We start from the raw sequence: 14,738 nt of genomic DNA on the forward strand, positions 1-14,738 counted from the left end.
GCCTTATACGGATCCAAGCGCGCGCACCGGCGAAGCGGCCGGGGCGCCGGCGCCGGCATGCGCCGGCAGCAGGATTTCAAAACTGGTGCCGGTCGTGCCGCTGCGGCAGGCGATATGCCCGTTCAGCTTCTTGACCAGGCTGTGCACGATCGACAAACCGAGGCCGTGGTGCGGCCCTTCCTTGGTGCTCTTCACGGCCGAGAACAGGTTCGCCAGCACGTCGCGCGACAGGCCCGGGCCGGTGTCGGAGACGACCAGTTCCAGGTACAGCCTGCGTTCGCGGTTCACGTGGCCGCGGTTGGCGATCTCGATGCGGCCACCGCTGGCGGACAACGCCTCGATCGCGTTCTTCACGAGGTTCACGAGGATCTGCTTGAGGATGTCCGGGTCGCCCTCGATGCGCCCCGCGTCGTCGGGCATGCTGACGACGATCTCCACGTTCGACGGGACGAAATTCGTCGTGCGGAACAGGCGCAGCACGTCGTCCACGACTTTCGCCACGTCCGCCGCCGGCACGCCGCCTTCGATATTCGCCGTAGCGATGGCCGGCTGGATCTGCGTCAGACTGCCCACCAGCTGGCCGACGCGGTCGATCTCCTCGTTCAGGATCGACAGCTCGGCGCTGACCGGTTCCTGGCGTTCCAGCTTGCTGTCCAGGACCGACAGGTAGTTCTTGATGATCGAGAGCGGGTTGTTCACTTCGTGTACGACGCGGCGCGACGCCTCGCGGTATTCCTCCGCGACGTGGGCCAATTGACGGCGCGCGTGGCCCCGTTCCGACAGCGCAGTCTCCAGCGCGCCCGCGGCTTGCGCGCCGAACGCCTGCAGGAAGCGCTCGCGCTTCTGGCACGCCGGCAGCTGCCAGCCCGCCACGCCGCCCACCAGCACGCCGAGGCAGCGCGCGCCTGCGACGAGCGGCAGGCACACGAGCGATTCCGTGCCGAGCATGCGCAGCAGCTGTTCTTCCGCCAGGCCGAGCGGACGACCGTCGCGGCGGATGAAGCCCAGCTTCCTGTCCAGAGCGGCCTGCGCGACGGCGCCGCCCTTCGCCAGCGGGATCGTGAATTCGGCGATGCGCTGCTGGTTCACCGTCGGCGCGCCGACGAGCGCTTGCCCGGTCGGATTCTCCAGCAGCACGACGGCGTTCTCGAAATCGAACAGGATGCGCGCCGAACGCGTCATCGCTTCCAGCAGGCCGCTTTCTCCACCATTGCCTTGCTGGCGCGTGAACATCTGGCCGACTTCCGACACGAGCACCAGGTTGCGCACTTCTTCCGACAGGCGCTGCTGCACGGGATCGACGGGCGGCGGCGGCGCGAACGCGGCCGGCACCGGCAGATCGTCGGCGCCCGCGAGGTCGATGCCGAGGTGGATGGCGGCCTTCTCGACCTGGCGCGCGGCGAGGCCCAGCAATTCGTCGGGCGCGTCCGGATCGAGGCCGCACAGCCCGCGCGCCTCGTCGACGAGCGCCTCGTCGTTCGCATGGCTGGACAGCACGTGCGCGACGCGTACGATGCGGATCAACGGATGCGCCGCTTCGAGGCGCTCGCTCGGCTCATGGTGGTACAGGACGGAGTCGGCGAGGAAGGAATCGAGCTGCCAGCGTTCGATCAGCCAGGCGCCCGCTTCCGCGTGCGTGATCTGCAGGGTGCGCTGCTCGACGGCGCACAGGTCCTCGTCGTCGAGCGCCGTGAAGTTGAACGCGTATTCCTTCGGCGCCGTCGCCAGCAGCGCGAGGCGGCCGACGTTGTGCAGCAGGCCCGCCAGGTACGCCTCTTCCGGCTGCGCGTAGTCGATGCGGCGCGCCACTTCGCGCGCCAGCACCGCCGCCATCAGCGAATTCTTCCAGAACGCGCGCAAGTCGGTGGCGCCGGAATTCGGGAAGCTGTTGAAGGTCTGGAAGACGGAGTCGCTGATGACCAGCGTCTTGATCATGTCCGTGCCCAGCGCCACCATCGCCTGCTCCAGGTTCGGCTGGCGGCTGTTGCGGTGGTACGCGGAGCTCGTGGCGACCGCGAGGATCTTCCCCGTCATGCCCGCGTCCTTCGCCACCAGCGCAGCCAGTTCCGGCATGCCCAGATCGTCCGCCTGCAGATGCGCAAGCAGCTTGATGAGGATCTGCGGCATGGCCGGCAGTCGCGCGATCAGCAGGCGATTGCGGATGTCCTGATCTGGTTGATGTATGGATTCAAGCACGGCCGCCAACTTGTTTTATAGGTGATGGCCGCCTCCCCTGCGGGGGCTGCCACAGCGTTCGTTTTCGCGGTCCCTGGAACAGGAAAGTTATTACATCGTTATTCCAGGCATGAAAAACTTATCTTAGCATATATACATTTCTGGCCGGGAACAATATTTCCCTTTAAAATTGATGCGTTTTAGAGTCAAAATTCAGCCAAGGCGTATTGACAAAGCGCAGATTAGAAGTAGAAATTTAGCATTTATTCATCGCTCGCATCATTACAACTTCACGCTCAAGCCAACGCCTTGTACCGGCGATATTGACGGGATGTCAACCAGCACGCCAGCGACGCCAGCGCGAACGCAGCCTGGCCGAGCGCCATCGCCAGCACGGAATCCGTGAGCGCCGGCGCGATGATGCCAGCCACCAGCGCGCCCATCAACGTCGTCACGAACGACTGGCACGACGCGACGGTGCCGCGGATGTGCGGGAACAGGTCGAGCGCGAGCAAGGTGGCGCTCGGGTTGATGATGGAACTGCCGAAGTTATAGAAGAACATGGGCAGCACGGTCCACGGCAGCGCCGGCGGCAGCACGGCATGGTACGCGACGCTGCCCGTGACGGCGGCCAGCATGAACGCGTAGCCGATGCCGATCTGGCGCGAGAACGTCATGCGTCCCGCCAGCCGGTTGGCGGCGAGCGCGCCGAGGAAGATGCCGCTCACGGCCGGCACGAACAGCCACGCGAACTGCGACGGCCCGAGATGCAGGTGCACGGGCAGCAGCACGGGCGCGCCCGCGATGAACAGGAACATGCCGCCGAAGTTGAAGGCGACGATCCCGGACTTCATCTGGAACAGCACGGAGCTGAAGATGTCCCAGTAGTTACGCGCGAGGAAGCGCGGGTTGAACGGCTGGCGGCGCTCCACCGGTATCGTCTCCGGCAGGTGCTGCCAGCACACCCACCAGAGCGCGATGGAGAACGCGAGCAGGCCGAGGAAGATCGAACGCCAGTCGAACGCGGACACGACCCAGCCGCCCAGCACGGGCGCGATCGCGGGGGCGATGGAAAAAATCATCGTCACCATCGACAGCAGGCGCGCGGCCGGCGCGTCCGAATACAGGTCGCGGATGATCGCCCGGCCCACGACGACGCCCGCACCGGCCGAGACGCCCTGCATGATGCGGAAGACCCACAGGTAGTGCACGGAATGCGCGGACGCGCAGCCGAGCGTGCCGACCGCGAACACGATCAAACCGACGAGGACCACGTTGCGCCGCCCGAACGCATCCGACAGCGCGCCGTGCCACAGCGCCATCACGGCGAATGCCAGCATGTACGCCGTCAGCGTCTGCTGCACTTCCAGTCCGGTCGCGTTCAAGGACGCCTGGATCGCGGGGAACGCGGGCAGGTAGGCGTCGACGGAGAACGGGCCGAGCATCGACAGCGCGGCCAGCAGGGTCGCGAGGCCGCCCGCGGACAGCATCGCGATCTTGCGCGGCGCCGGCAGCGGGACGGGGAGGACGGGGTCTTTCGGCAGATTGTCCGGTTCGGGTTCGGGCAGCATTGTTTAGTCTTCTTTCGGTTTCGCAGGGTCGAGCTGTGATGAGCGCCGGTTGAACCCCGCGACCATGTCGAAGCGGAACAGCCGGCATTCGAGGGCGCCGTTGAAGAACGGGGTCTTGCGCGATTCCTTCAAGCGCAGCATCTTGGGCAGGCCCAGGTCGGCCGTGAACAGGTACACGGTCCAGCCGGCGAAGCGCTGCTTCAGCGTGGCGGACAGCTGCTGGTAGAAGCCGACGGCCATCTCGTCCTGCGGGATCGTGGAATCGCCGCGCACGCCGATCCGCTCGCCGTACGGCGGGTTCGTCAGCAGGATGCCTGGTGTCGCGACGGGCGGCTGCACCTGCTGCGCCTCGATCTGCTTCAGCGGCACGTCGAACAGGATGCCGGCCGAGCGCAGGTTATGGCGCGTCATCGCGACCATGTCGCCGGAGATGTCGGAGCCGAAGATCGTGGGCTCGGCCGGCAGCGGATTCGGCGTGATCGCCGTCTTCATCTCCTGCCAGGCCTTCCCATTGAAATTCCTGAACTTCTCGAACGCGAAGCGGCGGCGCGCGCCGGGCGGGATGCCCTGCACCATCTGCGCTGCCTCGATGAGGATCGTGCCCGAGCCGCACATCGGATCGAACAGCGGCACGCCCGGCTTCCAGCCGGATACGCGCAGCAGGCCGGCGGCCAGGTTCTCGCGCAGCGGCGCGTCGCCCGTCTCTTCGCGCCAGCCGCGCTTGAACAGCGCTTCGCCGGACGTGTCGAGGTAGATCGTGAAGTTGCGCTGGTCGAGGAAGCCCATGATGCGCATGTCCGGCTCGCGCGTGTTGACGGACGGGCGGCGGCCGAACTGGTCGCGGAAGCGGTCGCAGACGGCGTCCTTGATCTTCAGCGTGGTGAACTCGAGGCTCGTCAGCGGCGACTTGATGGCGGTGATGTCGACGCGGATCGTGTGGTCGACGCTGAACCAGTCTTCCCACGGCTGTTCCAGCACGAGGTCGTAGATGTCGTTCTCGTTCGCGTAGTTGCGGTTCGCGATGCGCAGCAACACGCGCGACGCGATGCGCGAATGCAGGTTGATGCGATACGCGTCCGCGTCGGCGCCCGAGCAGTGCACGCCGCCCGGCACCTGGTTGTGCACCTTCAGCGTGGCGCTGCCGGTGGTGTGTGCGATCTCGGCCAGCTCGTCGGCCAGCGCCTGTTCCATGCCGCGCGGGCAGGGGCAAAAATAGGAAGCCATGGGGGTACCCTTTATCCGTAGTTAAAAACGAAACGGCCGGGATCAGGCCCGGCCGCCAATCAAGCAAGTGTAAATCAGTCAGGTCAGAACGGCTTTACGACGACCAGAATCACGATGGCCAGCAGCAGCAAAACCGGCACCTCGTTGAACATGCGGAACCATGTATGGCTGCGCGTATTCACGCCACGTTCGAATTTTTTCAGCAGCGATCCGCACGCATGATGGTAGCCGATCACGAGCAGCACGAGCGCCAGTTTTGCATGCAGCCAGCCGCCCTTGATGCCGAAGCCCAGCCATAGCCACAGGCCCAGCAACAGCGCCGGCACCATCAGGATCGTCGTGAAGCGGTACAGCCGGCGCGCCATGCCGAGCAGGCGCTCGACGACGGCCGGGTTGCTTTCCTGCGCCAGGTTCACGTAGATGCGCGGCAGGTAGAACAGGCCGGCGAACCACGAGGCGACGAAGACGATGTGCAGCGCTTTAATCCAAAGATACATAGTGTCCTTTACGTAGGGTGGGCACCCTGTGCCCACGCGTAACGTCTGCGTCTCGACAGCTTTCGCGTGGGCTCGGGGAGCCCACCCTACTTGCGTACCTCACCGTGGCCGAACACCACGTACTTCAGCGACGTGAGACCTTCCAGTCCAACCGGCCCGCGCGCATGCAGCTTGTCGTTCGAGATGCCGATCTCCGCGCCGAGGCCGTATTCGAAGCCGTCGGCGAAACGCGTCGACGCGTTGATCATCACGGAGGCCGAATCGACTTCGCGCAGGAAGCGCATCGCGTCCGTGTAATCCTCGGTGACGATGGCGTCCGTGTGCTTCGACGAATACGTGTTGATATGCTCGATCGCGGCGTCGATGCCGTCGACGATCTTCACGGCGAGGATCGGCGCCAGGTATTCCGTGCTCCAGTCCTCTTCCGTCGCGGGCACGAGGTGCGGATAACCCTGCAGGATCGCCAGCGCTTCCGGGTCGGCGCGCAGCTCCACTTCCTTCGTCGCATACAGCTCGGCCAGTTGCGGCAGCACGGTCGGCGCGATGGCGCGCGCCACCAGCAGCGTCTCCATCGTGTTGCACGTGCCGTAGCGGTGCGTCTTCGCGTTCATGGCGATCGGAAGCGCCTTCGCGATGTCGGCCTTCGCATCGATGTAGACGTGGCAGATGCCGTCCAGGTGCTTGATCATCGGGACCGTCGATTCCTGCATCAGCCGGGCGATCAGGCCCTTGCCGCCGCGCGGGACGATCACGTCGACGAATTCCGGCATCGTGATGAGGGCGCCGACAGCGGCGCGGTCGGTCGTCTCGACGACTTGCACGCCGTGTTCCGGCAGGCCCGCGCCGCGCAGGCCCTCTTCCACGAGGGCGGCCAGCGCGCGGTTGCAGTGGATGGCTTCCGAGCCGCCGCGCAGGATGGCGGCGTTGCCGCTCTTGATGCACAGGCCGGCCGCGTCGACCGTCACGTTCGGGCGCGCTTCGTAGATGATGCCGATCACGCCCAGCGGCACGCGCATGCGGCCCACCTGGATGCCCGTCGGGCGGAATTTCAGGTCCGTGATTTCGCCGATCGGATCGGGCAGCGCGACGATCTGGCGCAGGCCGTCGACCATCGTGGCGATCGCCTTGTCGGACAGCGCGAGGCGGTCCAGCAGCGCCGGTTCCAGGCCGGCGGCGGCCGCCGCTTCCATGTCGCGCGCGTTGGCGGCGCGCAGGCTGTCCGCGTCGCGCTCGATGGCGGCGGCGATCAGCAGCAAGGCCTGATTGCGGGTGGCGCTGTCCGCGCGCGCCATGCCGCGCGAGGCCGCGCGGGCCTGGCGGCCGATCGTGTGCATGTACTCGGTGATGTCCATCGTGCTTTGTCCGTTATCCGTAATATTCATTCCGTAGGGTGGGCACCCCGTGCCCACGCGTGACGTTTGCGGCATGTCGACGTCCGCGTGGGCACGGGGGTGCCCACCCTACGATGCGACTCTCAATGCCAACTGCAGCATTGCATCCCACGCATCCCCCGCGAACTGCTTCGCGCGCAGGCCCTTGATCATCTTGTCGACCTGCGCCGCCTGCTGCAGCGCCGCTTCCAGCGTAGGCAGCGAGATCCGGCGCAGCGCCGGTTCCATCATGCGCTCGCGCGGGCCCCAGATGCGGTATTCCTTCAGCAGCGCGCCCAGCGGGCGTCCCTGCGCCATCCCTGCCTTCAATTTTAGCAGTGTACGGATTTCTTCGGAGACGGCCCACAACACCAGCGGCAGCGCCTCGCCCTCGCCCTTCAAGCCTTCCAGCATGCGCACGAGGCGCGCAGGATCGCCCGCCAGCATCGCTTCCGACAGCTTGAACACGTCGTAGCGCGCCACGTTCAGCACGGCGTCCATCACCTGCTCGACCGTCAGCTTGCCCGGCTCGTACAGCAGCGCGAGCTTCTGGATTTCCTGGTGCGCCGCCAGCAGGTTGCCCTCCACGCGGTCGGCGATGAAGTCCAGGCTCTGGCGGTCCGCGCTCTGGTTCTGCGCCGAGAGGCGCGTGCCGATCCAGCCCGGCAGCTGCGCGCGTTCCACGTTCGGGATCTCGACGTAGACCGCGGCCTGCTGCAGCGCCGCCACCCACGACGCCTTCGCCGTCTGCCAGTCCAGCTTCGGCAACGTGATCAACGTGAGGTTGTCGGGGTTCAGGTCCTTCGCGTAGCTCTGCAGCGCCGCGCTGCCGTCCTTGCCCGGCTTGCCGCCGGGGATGCGCAGCTCGATCAGCTTCTTGTCGCCGAACAGCGACATGGCCTGGTTCGCGGCGAGCAGCTCGCCCCACTTGAAGCTGCGCTCGACCGTGAGCACGTCGCGCTCGGAATAGCCTTGCGCACGCGCGCGGCTGCGGATCTTGTCCGCCGCCTCCAGCGCGAGCAGGTGCTCGTCGCTGGTGATCACGTACAGGGGCGCGAGCCCCTTGGCGAGGTGGCCGTCGAGTGCCTCGGGCCGCAACTGCATGGTGGTCCTTTTCGCTTTGTCGTTAAGTGGCGGTCAAGTGCCCGTCAAGTGGCCGGCTTCATGGCGGCCAGGCGGCGGATGATCTGCTGCACGATGTCCGCCTGCATGTCGCGGTACAGCAGCGCTTCCTCCGATTCCTTGGCCAGCACCTGCGTCTCGTCGAACGCCATGTTCCGGCGCAGCGAGATCTGCGTGGGCGGCACCAGCTCGACACCCTTGGCGTCGCGCACGGCGAACGACAAGGTGTACGTCAGCAGGTATTCGCGCACGCGGCCCAGGCTGTTCAGCGACAGGATCGATTTGTTGCGCGACTCGCCCAGCAGCACGAACTGCGCCTCCGCATCAAGCGCCTTGTCGGCGATGTCCACCTGGCCCGTCGCGCGCAGGTTGCGCTTGAGTTCCGTGCCCAGCGCGGACGTGTCCGGGAAGCCGAGATAAATGCTGTGGAACGGCATCGTGTAGCTGCCGTTCGAACCGCGCAGCTGGAAGCCGCAGCCGGCCGTGCTGCTTGCCACCAGCAGGGCCGCGACGGCGCGCACTACCCACTTCCTGGAAAGGGTGCGCATCCGTTACACCACGATGTTGATCAATTTGCCGGGGACGACGATGATCTTCTTCGGCGTCCCTTCGATGAACTTCTGTGCGGATTCCGACGCCAGCGCGGCGGCCTCGATGGCGGCCTTGTCGGCATCCTTGGCCACCTTCACGGCACCGCGCAACTTGCCGTTCACCTGGATCATCAGTTCGATCTCCGCCTGTTCCAGCGCGGCCGGATCGACTTCCGGCCAGGACACGTTGAGGATGTCGCCGTACTTGCCGGCATAGCCCAGTTCCTGCCACAGCGCGTGCGTGATGTGCGGCGCGACGGGATTCAGCATGCGCAGGAAGATCGACAGGCCTTCCGTGATCACCGCGTCGGACGCCGTACCTTCGGCCAGCTTCGCCGACTCCAGCGTATTCAGCATCTTCATGCACGCGGAGACGACCGTGTTGTACTGGATGCGCTTGAAGTCGTAGTCGGCCTGCTGCAGCACCTTGTGCACTTCGCGGCGCAGCGACTGCTGATCAGCATCCACCGGAGCGCCGGCCGGCGTTCCCGCCTGCTGGCCGGCCAGCGCGGCGGCGACGCGCTCGCGCTGCGCGTAACCGAATGCCCAGACGCGGCGCAGGAAGCGGCTCGCGCCTTCCACGCCCGACTCCGACCATTCCAGCGTCTGCTCCGGCGGCGCCGCGAACATCGTGAACAGGCGGGCCGTGTCGGCGCCGTACTGCTCGATCTGCGCTTGCGGGTCGATGCCGTTGTTCTTCGACTTCGACATCTTCTCGGTGCCGCCGATGACGACCGGCTGGCCGTCTTCCTTCAGCACCGCCGACTGCGGACGGCCGCGCTCGTCGAACGTCAGGGTCACGTCGGCCGGGTTGTACCAGGTCTTCTTGCCCGCCGCGTCTTCGCGGTAGTAGGTCTCGTTCAGCACCATGCCCTGCGTGAGCAGGTTGACGAACGGCTCGTCGAATTTCACGAGGCCGAAGTCGCGCATGACCTTCGTCCAGAAGCGCGCGTACAGCAGGTGCAGCACGGCGTGTTCGATGCCGCCGATGTACTGGTCCATCGGCATCCAGTAATCGTTGCGGGCCGGGTCGACCATCGAATCGTTCGAACCCGGCGACGTATAACGCATGTAGTACCAGGACGAGTCGATGAACGTGTCCATCGTGTCCGTCTCGCGGCGTGCGGCCGCGCCGCAGCACGGGCAGTCGACCTTCAGGAACGCTTCGTGTTTCTTCAGCGGGTTGCCGGAACCGTCCGGGACGCAGTCTTCCGGCAGCACGACCGGCAGGTCCTTCTCGGGCACCGGCACCGTGCCGCACTTTTCGCAGTGGATCATCGGGATCGGCGTGCCCCAGTAGCGCTGGCGCGAGATGCCCCAGTCGCGCAGGCGGAACGTGACCTTCTTGTCGCCCAGCTCCAGGTTCGCGAGATCGCCCGCGACGGCGTTGACGGCCGACGTGTAATCGAGGCCGTCGTACTTGCCCGAGTTGATGACGACGCCGCGTTCCTTGTCGCCGTACCACTCCTGCCAGCCGTCCAGCGAGAACGTCTGGCCTTCGACGGCCACCACCTGCTTGATCGGCAGGTCGTATTTTTTCGCGAAGCCGAAGTCGCGCTCGTCGTGGGCCGGCACGCCCATCACGGCGCCGTCGCCGTAGGTGATCAGCACGTAGTTGCCGACCCAGACCGGCACCTGCTCACCGGAGATCGGATGCGTGACGAACAGGCCCGTGGGCATGCCCTTCTTTTCCATCGTCGCCATGTCGGCTTCGATGACGGAACCCTGCTTGCACTCGGCGATGAACGCCTGCAGTTCCGGGTTGTCCTTCGCGGCGTGTTGCGCGAGTGCGTGTTCCGGCGCGACGGCGCAGAACGTGACGCCCATGATCGTGTCGGCGCGCGTCGTGAAGACGTACATCTTGCCGTCGTTGATGAGCTCACCCTGCTCGTCCATGATCACGTGCGGGAACGCGAAGCGCACGCCGGTCGACTTGCCGATCCAGTTGGCCTGCATGATGCGCACGCGCTCCGGCCAGCCGGGCAGCTTGTTCTCGACGTGGTCCAGCAGTTCGTCGGCGTAGTCCGTGATGCGCACGTAGTACATCGGGATCTCGCGCTTTTCGACGACCGCGCCCGAGCGCCAACCCTTGCCGTCGATGACCTGCTCGTTCGCGAGCACGGTCTGGTCGACGGGGTCCCAATTCACGGTGCCCGTCTTCTGGTAGATGATGCCCTTCTCGAGCATCTTGAGGAACATCCACTGGTTCCACTTGTAGTACTCGGGCTTGCAGGCGGTCATCTCGCGCGACCAGTCGATCGCGAGACCCATCGATTCCATCTGGCCGCGCATGTGGGCGATGTTCGAATAGGTCCACTGCGCGGGCGGCACGTTGTTGGCCATCGCCGCGTTTTCGGCGGGCATGCCGAAGGCGTCCCAGCCCATCGGCATCAGCACGTTGTAGCCGTTCATCCGCAGGTAGCGGTACATCACGTCGTTGATCGTATAGTTGCGCACGTGACCCATGTGCAGCTTGCCCGACGGGTAAGGCAACATCGAGCAGGCGTAATACTTGCCTTTTGGGAAACGCGGGTCGTTCTCGACGGCTTTATACGCGTCGATCGACTTCCAGTAGGCCTGCGCGGCCTGTTCGACTTCGGCTGGACTATATTTTTCTTGCATGATGTTCTGCGGACTGAAGGAGGTGAGCGGAACATTATACCGGTCGTTCGGCATGGTGGGCACGGGGTGCCCACCCTACGGCAATGCGTGAATATCGTAGGGTGGGCACCCCGTGCCCACCGAATGCATGCGAAATCAGCGGAGTTCGAGTTCCAGCGCCGGCTTTTCGCCGTAGTCCTCGTAGCGCTCGTTGATGCCGATGATGCAGAACGCCATCTCTTCCAGCACGTCCGGCGCCCGCTCGCGCAGGGCTTCCGAGTGCGTCACGACGATGTGCAGCACCTCGTCCTTCTTCAGGCGGACGCTGCTCATGCCGTCCTCGTCGCGCAGATAGCTCAGGCAATCGACCCACGAATCCATCGTGTGCACGTACGAATCGGGAAAGCCGAACGCACGTTGGCTCTCGACGTGGAAGCTTTCCGCGTCCGTGATCGCGGCGCCGTTGAGCTCGACGGTGGCCATGTAACTCTCCTAAAAAACGCCTCGCGGCCAGTATGCCAGCAGATTGCCGGCATGGCCGTCCAGTTCAGCAGGCGCGCGCTCAGCCCTTCAGGCCCAGCACGTCCTGCATGTCGTACAGGCCCGTCGACTTGTCGGCGAGGAAGCGGGCGGCGCGCAGCGAGCCCTGCGCGTAGCTGACGCGGCTGCTGGACTTGTGGCTGATCTCGATGCGCTCGCCGATACCGGCGAACAGCACGGTGTGATCGCCCACGATGTCGCCGCCGCGCACGGTGGCGAAGCCGATCGTCGACGGATCGCGCTCGCCCGTCACGCCTTCGCGCCCGTAGACGGCGCATTCCTTCAGGTCGCGGCCGAGGGCGTCGGCGATCACCTCGCCCATCTTCAGCGCGGTGCCGGACGGGGCGTCGACCTTGTGGCGATGGTGGGCTTCGATGATCTCGATGTCATAGCCTTCCGAGAAATTCTTCGCAGCCATTTCCAGCAGCTTCATCGTGACGTTGACGCCGATGCTCATGTTCGGAGCAAACAGGATCGCCGTCTTCTCGGCGGCGGCGCGGATGGCGGCCTTGCCGGCGTCATCGAAACCGGTGGTGCCGATGATCATCTTGATGCCGTGGGCGGCGCAGTATTCCAGGTGGTGCAGCGTGCCTTCCGGGCGCGTGAAGTCGATCAGGTAGTCGGCGTCCGCCAGGCCCTTGTCGAGGACCGACTGGATCACGACACCGGTCAGCTGGCCGGAAAACGCGCCGGCGTCGGAACCGATGAACGGATTGCCTTCGCGGTCGAGAGCACCCGCGAGCACGGCGTCCGGCGCGGCGGCGATGGTTTCGATCAGCATGCGGCCCATGCGGCCGCTGGCGCCGGCAACGGCGATTTTCAGTTGCGTCATGTTATTGTCCTCCACCGCCGCCGCCCTTAGCGGCCTCGTCGCGCTTGCGCTTCAACTCGTCCAGCGATTCCTGCTCGGACTTTTCCTCGTATTTCGAAATACCGATCAGGCGATTGATGTACTCGCGTTCCGTCGGCAGGTTGCCGCCGTCGAAGTGGTCGACCTTGTCGTCCTTGAAGTAGACGGTGACGCGGCTCGTCGTCAGCTCGCCGTTGCCGCGCGCGAGATAGAACGGGTAATCCCAGCGGTTTTCGTGGAAGGCGTCCTGCAGCAGCGGCGTGCCGAGGATGAACTTGACCTGGTCGCGTGTCTGGCCGACCTTCAGCTGGTTCAGCATTTCCTGCGAGACGAAGTTGCCCTGCTGGATGTCCGGACGGTACGGCGAAAAGACCCAGAGGAATTTCTGCAGCTTGGTGACGGTCGTCGTCTGCGCGCCCGAATTCGCGATGGCCGCGGACTTGCTCGCGTCGGCGGCGACCGCGGCGGGGGCGGTGTTCGCCGCTTCCGCCGGCTTGGTCTGGTTGCGCCAGGCGGCGCAGCCGGACAGCGCCAGCGTCATGCAGGCGAGGCCGGCCACGAGCGCTGCGCGCGCGTGGGAACGATGGAAAACGGCTTTATTGCGCATATCTGACCTTAAAAATCGATGAGGCGGAGGCTCTGAAAACGCTATATCATAAAGCACTCCGCCCATATCCGAGTAACAAAACATGAGCAACAATCCAACCGACCTGAAGGCCAGCGGCCTGAAAGCGACCTTGCCGCGGTTAAAAATCCTGGAAATCTTCCAGAACAGCACGGTACGGCACCTGACGGCGGAAGACGTCTACAAGACCCTGTTGAACGACAATATGGACGTGGGCCTGGCGACGGTGTACCGGGTGCTGACCCAGTTCGAGCAGGCCGGCCTGTTGAATCGGAATCACTTTGAAACCGGCAAGGCGATCTACGAGCTGAACGCCGGATCGCACCACGACCACCTCGTCTGCCTCGATTGCGGCCACGTGGAAGAGTTCTACGACGACGAGATCGAAAGCCGCCAGCAAAAGATTGCCAGCGAACGTGGCTTCAAGATCGCCGAGCACGCGCTGGCCATCTACGGCCACTGCCAGAAGACCGACTGCCCGCACCGGCACTGACCGGCATCCCGGCCGGCCCCCGCCGGTCGCCACCCTTCAGGAATGACTCAACGCGTTCGACAGCAGTTTCGCTGTGATGTCGACGATCGGAATCACGCGCTCGTACGCCATGCGCGTGGGCCCGATGACGCCGAGGGTGCCCACGATCTTGCCGTTCACCTCGTACGGCGCCGTGACGACGCTCATCTCGTCCATCGGCACGAGCTTCGATTCGCCACCGATGAAGATCTGCACGCCGCCGGCCTTGCTGGACACGTCGAGCAGCTGCATCAGGCCCGTCTTCTGCTCGAACATCTCGAACATCTGGCGTAGCGAGCTCATGTTGGACGACAGGTCGGCCACGGACAGCAGGTTGCGTTCGCCCGCGATCACCATGTCGTCCGTCTCGGCCAGCGCCTCGCTGCCCGCCTCCACCGCGGCCTGCATCAGGCGCCCCATGTCGTCGCGCAGCTGGCGCAACTCGCCCGTCAGGCGGCCGCGCACTTGGTCGAACGACTGGCCGGCGAAATGCTGGTTCAGGTAGTTGGCGGACTGGATCAGCTGCGCGGGCGTGTAGTCGACGTCGGTCAGCAGCAGGCGGTTCTGCACGTCGCCGCGCGGATCGACGATGACGAGCAGGATGCGCTTTTCCGACAGGCGCAGGAATTCGATCTGCTGGAACGCCGATTCGCGCCGCGGGCTCTGCACGACGCCGGCGAACTGCGACAGCGACGACAGCATCTGGGCCGCGTTGGCGAGGACCTTCTGCGGCTGGTGCGCGGGGAGGCGCATGCCGGCTTCGACGGCGTTCTCGTCGATCTGCTGCACGGTGAGCAACGTATCGACGAACAGGCGGTAGCCGCGCGGCGTGGGGATGCGGCCGGCCGACGTATGCGGACTGGCGACGTAGCCCATTTCCTCCAGGTCGGCCATGATGTTGCGGATCGTGGCCGGCGACAGGTCGAGGCCGGAAATCTTCGACAGCGCGCGCGAACCGACCGGCTGGCCGTCGGCGATGTAGCGCTCGACCAGGGCTTTCAGCAGGGTTTGGGCACGATTATCGAGTTGCATAGCCTGAATGGGGACGGGTGGTCCGTCCGG

Annotated in this window: 13 protein-coding genes; 1 reads left to right on the forward strand and 12 read right to left on the reverse strand. The window is 65.2% G+C overall.

Features of this window, described 5'->3' with window-relative positions; genetic code table 11:
• Window positions 1-3: 3 nt before the first annotated feature.
• The 11 genes from HAV22_RS18515 to HAV22_RS18565 all read right to left on the reverse strand — a co-directional run bounded on the left by HAV22_RS18515 (window position 4) and on the right by HAV22_RS18565 (window position 13,147).
• Window positions 4-2,127, reverse strand: coding sequence for an HDOD domain-containing protein (locus HAV22_RS18515; protein ID WP_166861292.1), 2,124 nt, complete (start codon window positions 2,125-2,127; stop codon window positions 4-6).
• Between the two features lie 344 nt (window positions 2,128-2,471).
• Window positions 2,472-3,746, reverse strand: coding sequence for a multidrug effflux MFS transporter (locus HAV22_RS18520; protein ID WP_166861085.1), 1,275 nt, complete (start codon window positions 3,744-3,746; stop codon window positions 2,472-2,474).
• A 3-nt stretch (window positions 3,747-3,749) separates the two neighbouring features.
• Window positions 3,750-4,937: a THUMP domain-containing class I SAM-dependent RNA methyltransferase gene (locus HAV22_RS18525; protein WP_166861294.1), complete on the reverse strand. Its 1,188-nt coding sequence runs from the start codon at window positions 4,935-4,937 to the stop codon at window positions 3,750-3,752.
• 116 nt (window positions 4,938-5,053) lie between these two features.
• Window positions 5,054-5,467: a CopD family protein gene (locus HAV22_RS18530; protein ID WP_166861086.1), complete on the reverse strand. Its 414-nt coding sequence runs from the start codon at window positions 5,465-5,467 to the stop codon at window positions 5,054-5,056.
• Between the two features lie 86 nt (window positions 5,468-5,553).
• On the reverse strand, window positions 5,554-6,819 hold the full coding sequence (locus tag HAV22_RS18535; protein ID WP_166861088.1) for a glutamate-5-semialdehyde dehydrogenase: 1,266 nt from the start codon (window positions 6,817-6,819) through the stop codon (window positions 5,554-5,556).
• Between the two features lie 108 nt (window positions 6,820-6,927).
• A complete protein-coding gene (gene holA / locus HAV22_RS18540; RefSeq protein ID WP_166861090.1) occupies window positions 6,928-7,941 on the reverse strand; it encodes a DNA polymerase III subunit delta in 1,014 nt (337 codons plus the stop codon).
• Window positions 7,942-7,985: 44 nt separating this feature from the next.
• Entirely contained in the window at window positions 7,986-8,507 is a 522-nt protein-coding gene (locus HAV22_RS18545) for an LPS-assembly lipoprotein LptE (protein ID WP_166861092.1), read from the reverse strand.
• A 3-nt stretch (window positions 8,508-8,510) separates the two neighbouring features.
• The gene (gene leuS, locus HAV22_RS18550; RefSeq protein ID WP_166861094.1) at window positions 8,511-11,171 is read right to left on the reverse strand and encodes a leucine--tRNA ligase; all 2,661 of its coding nucleotides are present in this window, start codon (window positions 11,169-11,171) and stop codon (window positions 8,511-8,513) included.
• A 135-nt stretch (window positions 11,172-11,306) separates the two neighbouring features.
• Complete coding sequence (locus HAV22_RS18555) at window positions 11,307-11,633, reverse strand: barstar family protein (RefSeq protein ID WP_166861096.1); 327 nt, start codon at window positions 11,631-11,633, stop codon at window positions 11,307-11,309.
• A 79-nt stretch (window positions 11,634-11,712) separates the two neighbouring features.
• Window positions 11,713-12,522, reverse strand: a complete 810-nt coding sequence (gene dapB, locus HAV22_RS18560) for a 4-hydroxy-tetrahydrodipicolinate reductase (protein ID WP_166861098.1) — start codon at window positions 12,520-12,522, stop codon at window positions 11,713-11,715.
• A gap of 1 nt (window position 12,523) precedes the next feature.
• Window positions 12,524-13,147: an outer membrane protein assembly factor BamE gene (locus HAV22_RS18565; RefSeq protein ID WP_166861100.1), complete on the reverse strand. Its 624-nt coding sequence runs from the start codon at window positions 13,145-13,147 to the stop codon at window positions 12,524-12,526.
• Window positions 13,148-13,229: 82 nt separating this feature from the next.
• On the opposite strand from HAV22_RS18565, the gene fur reads away from it, so the two are divergent.
• Window positions 13,230-13,658, forward strand: coding sequence for a ferric iron uptake transcriptional regulator (gene fur, locus HAV22_RS18570; RefSeq protein ID WP_166861102.1), 429 nt, complete (start codon window positions 13,230-13,232; stop codon window positions 13,656-13,658).
• Window positions 13,659-13,694: 36 nt separating this feature from the next.
• Here the strand turns inward: fur and hrcA are convergent, their stop codons facing one another.
• Window positions 13,695-14,708, reverse strand: coding sequence for a heat-inducible transcriptional repressor HrcA (gene hrcA, locus HAV22_RS18575; protein WP_166861104.1), 1,014 nt, complete (start codon window positions 14,706-14,708; stop codon window positions 13,695-13,697).
• Between the last annotated feature and the right edge of the window lie 30 nt (window positions 14,709-14,738).

Source organism: Telluria antibiotica (assembly GCF_011682055.1).
In the GTDB taxonomy this organism is placed as follows: Bacteria; Pseudomonadota; Gammaproteobacteria; order Burkholderiales; family Burkholderiaceae_D; genus Telluria; species Telluria antibiotica.

Bases quoted from the DNA above. Each gene is read 5' to 3' on its own strand.
- dapB (WP_166861098.1), bottom strand. From the start codon at position 12,522: ATGACGCAACTGAAAATCGCCGTTGCCGGCGCCAGCGGCCGCATGGGC.
- HAV22_RS18530 (WP_166861086.1), bottom strand. From the start codon at position 5,467: ATGTATCTTTGGATTAAAGCGCTGCACATCGTCTTCGTCGCCTCGTGG.
- leuS (WP_166861094.1), bottom strand. From the start codon at position 11,171: ATGCAAGAAAAATATAGTCCAGCCGAAGTCGAACAGGCCGCGCAGGCC.
- holA (WP_166861090.1), bottom strand. From the start codon at position 7,941: ATGCAGTTGCGGCCCGAGGCACTCGACGGCCACCTCGCCAAGGGGCTC.
- HAV22_RS18535 (WP_166861088.1), bottom strand. From the start codon at position 6,819: ATGGACATCACCGAGTACATGCACACGATCGGCCGCCAGGCCCGCGCG.
- fur (WP_166861102.1), top strand. From the start codon at position 13,230: ATGAGCAACAATCCAACCGACCTGAAGGCCAGCGGCCTGAAAGCGACC.
- HAV22_RS18555 (WP_166861096.1), bottom strand. From the start codon at position 11,633: ATGGCCACCGTCGAGCTCAACGGCGCCGCGATCACGGACGCGGAAAGC.
- HAV22_RS18545 (WP_166861092.1), bottom strand. From the start codon at position 8,507: ATGCGCACCCTTTCCAGGAAGTGGGTAGTGCGCGCCGTCGCGGCCCTG.
- HAV22_RS18520 (WP_166861085.1), bottom strand. From the start codon at position 3,746: ATGCTGCCCGAACCCGAACCGGACAATCTGCCGAAAGACCCCGTCCTC.
- HAV22_RS18525 (WP_166861294.1), bottom strand. From the start codon at position 4,937: ATGGAACAGGCGCTGGCCGACGAGCTGGCCGAGATCGCACACACCACC.
- HAV22_RS18565 (WP_166861100.1), bottom strand. From the start codon at position 13,147: ATGCGCAATAAAGCCGTTTTCCATCGTTCCCACGCGCGCGCAGCGCTC.
- hrcA (WP_166861104.1), bottom strand. From the start codon at position 14,708: ATGCAACTCGATAATCGTGCCCAAACCCTGCTGAAAGCCCTGGTCGAG.
- HAV22_RS18515 (WP_166861292.1), bottom strand. From the start codon at position 2,127: ATGCCGCAGATCCTCATCAAGCTGCTTGCGCATCTGCAGGCGGACGAT.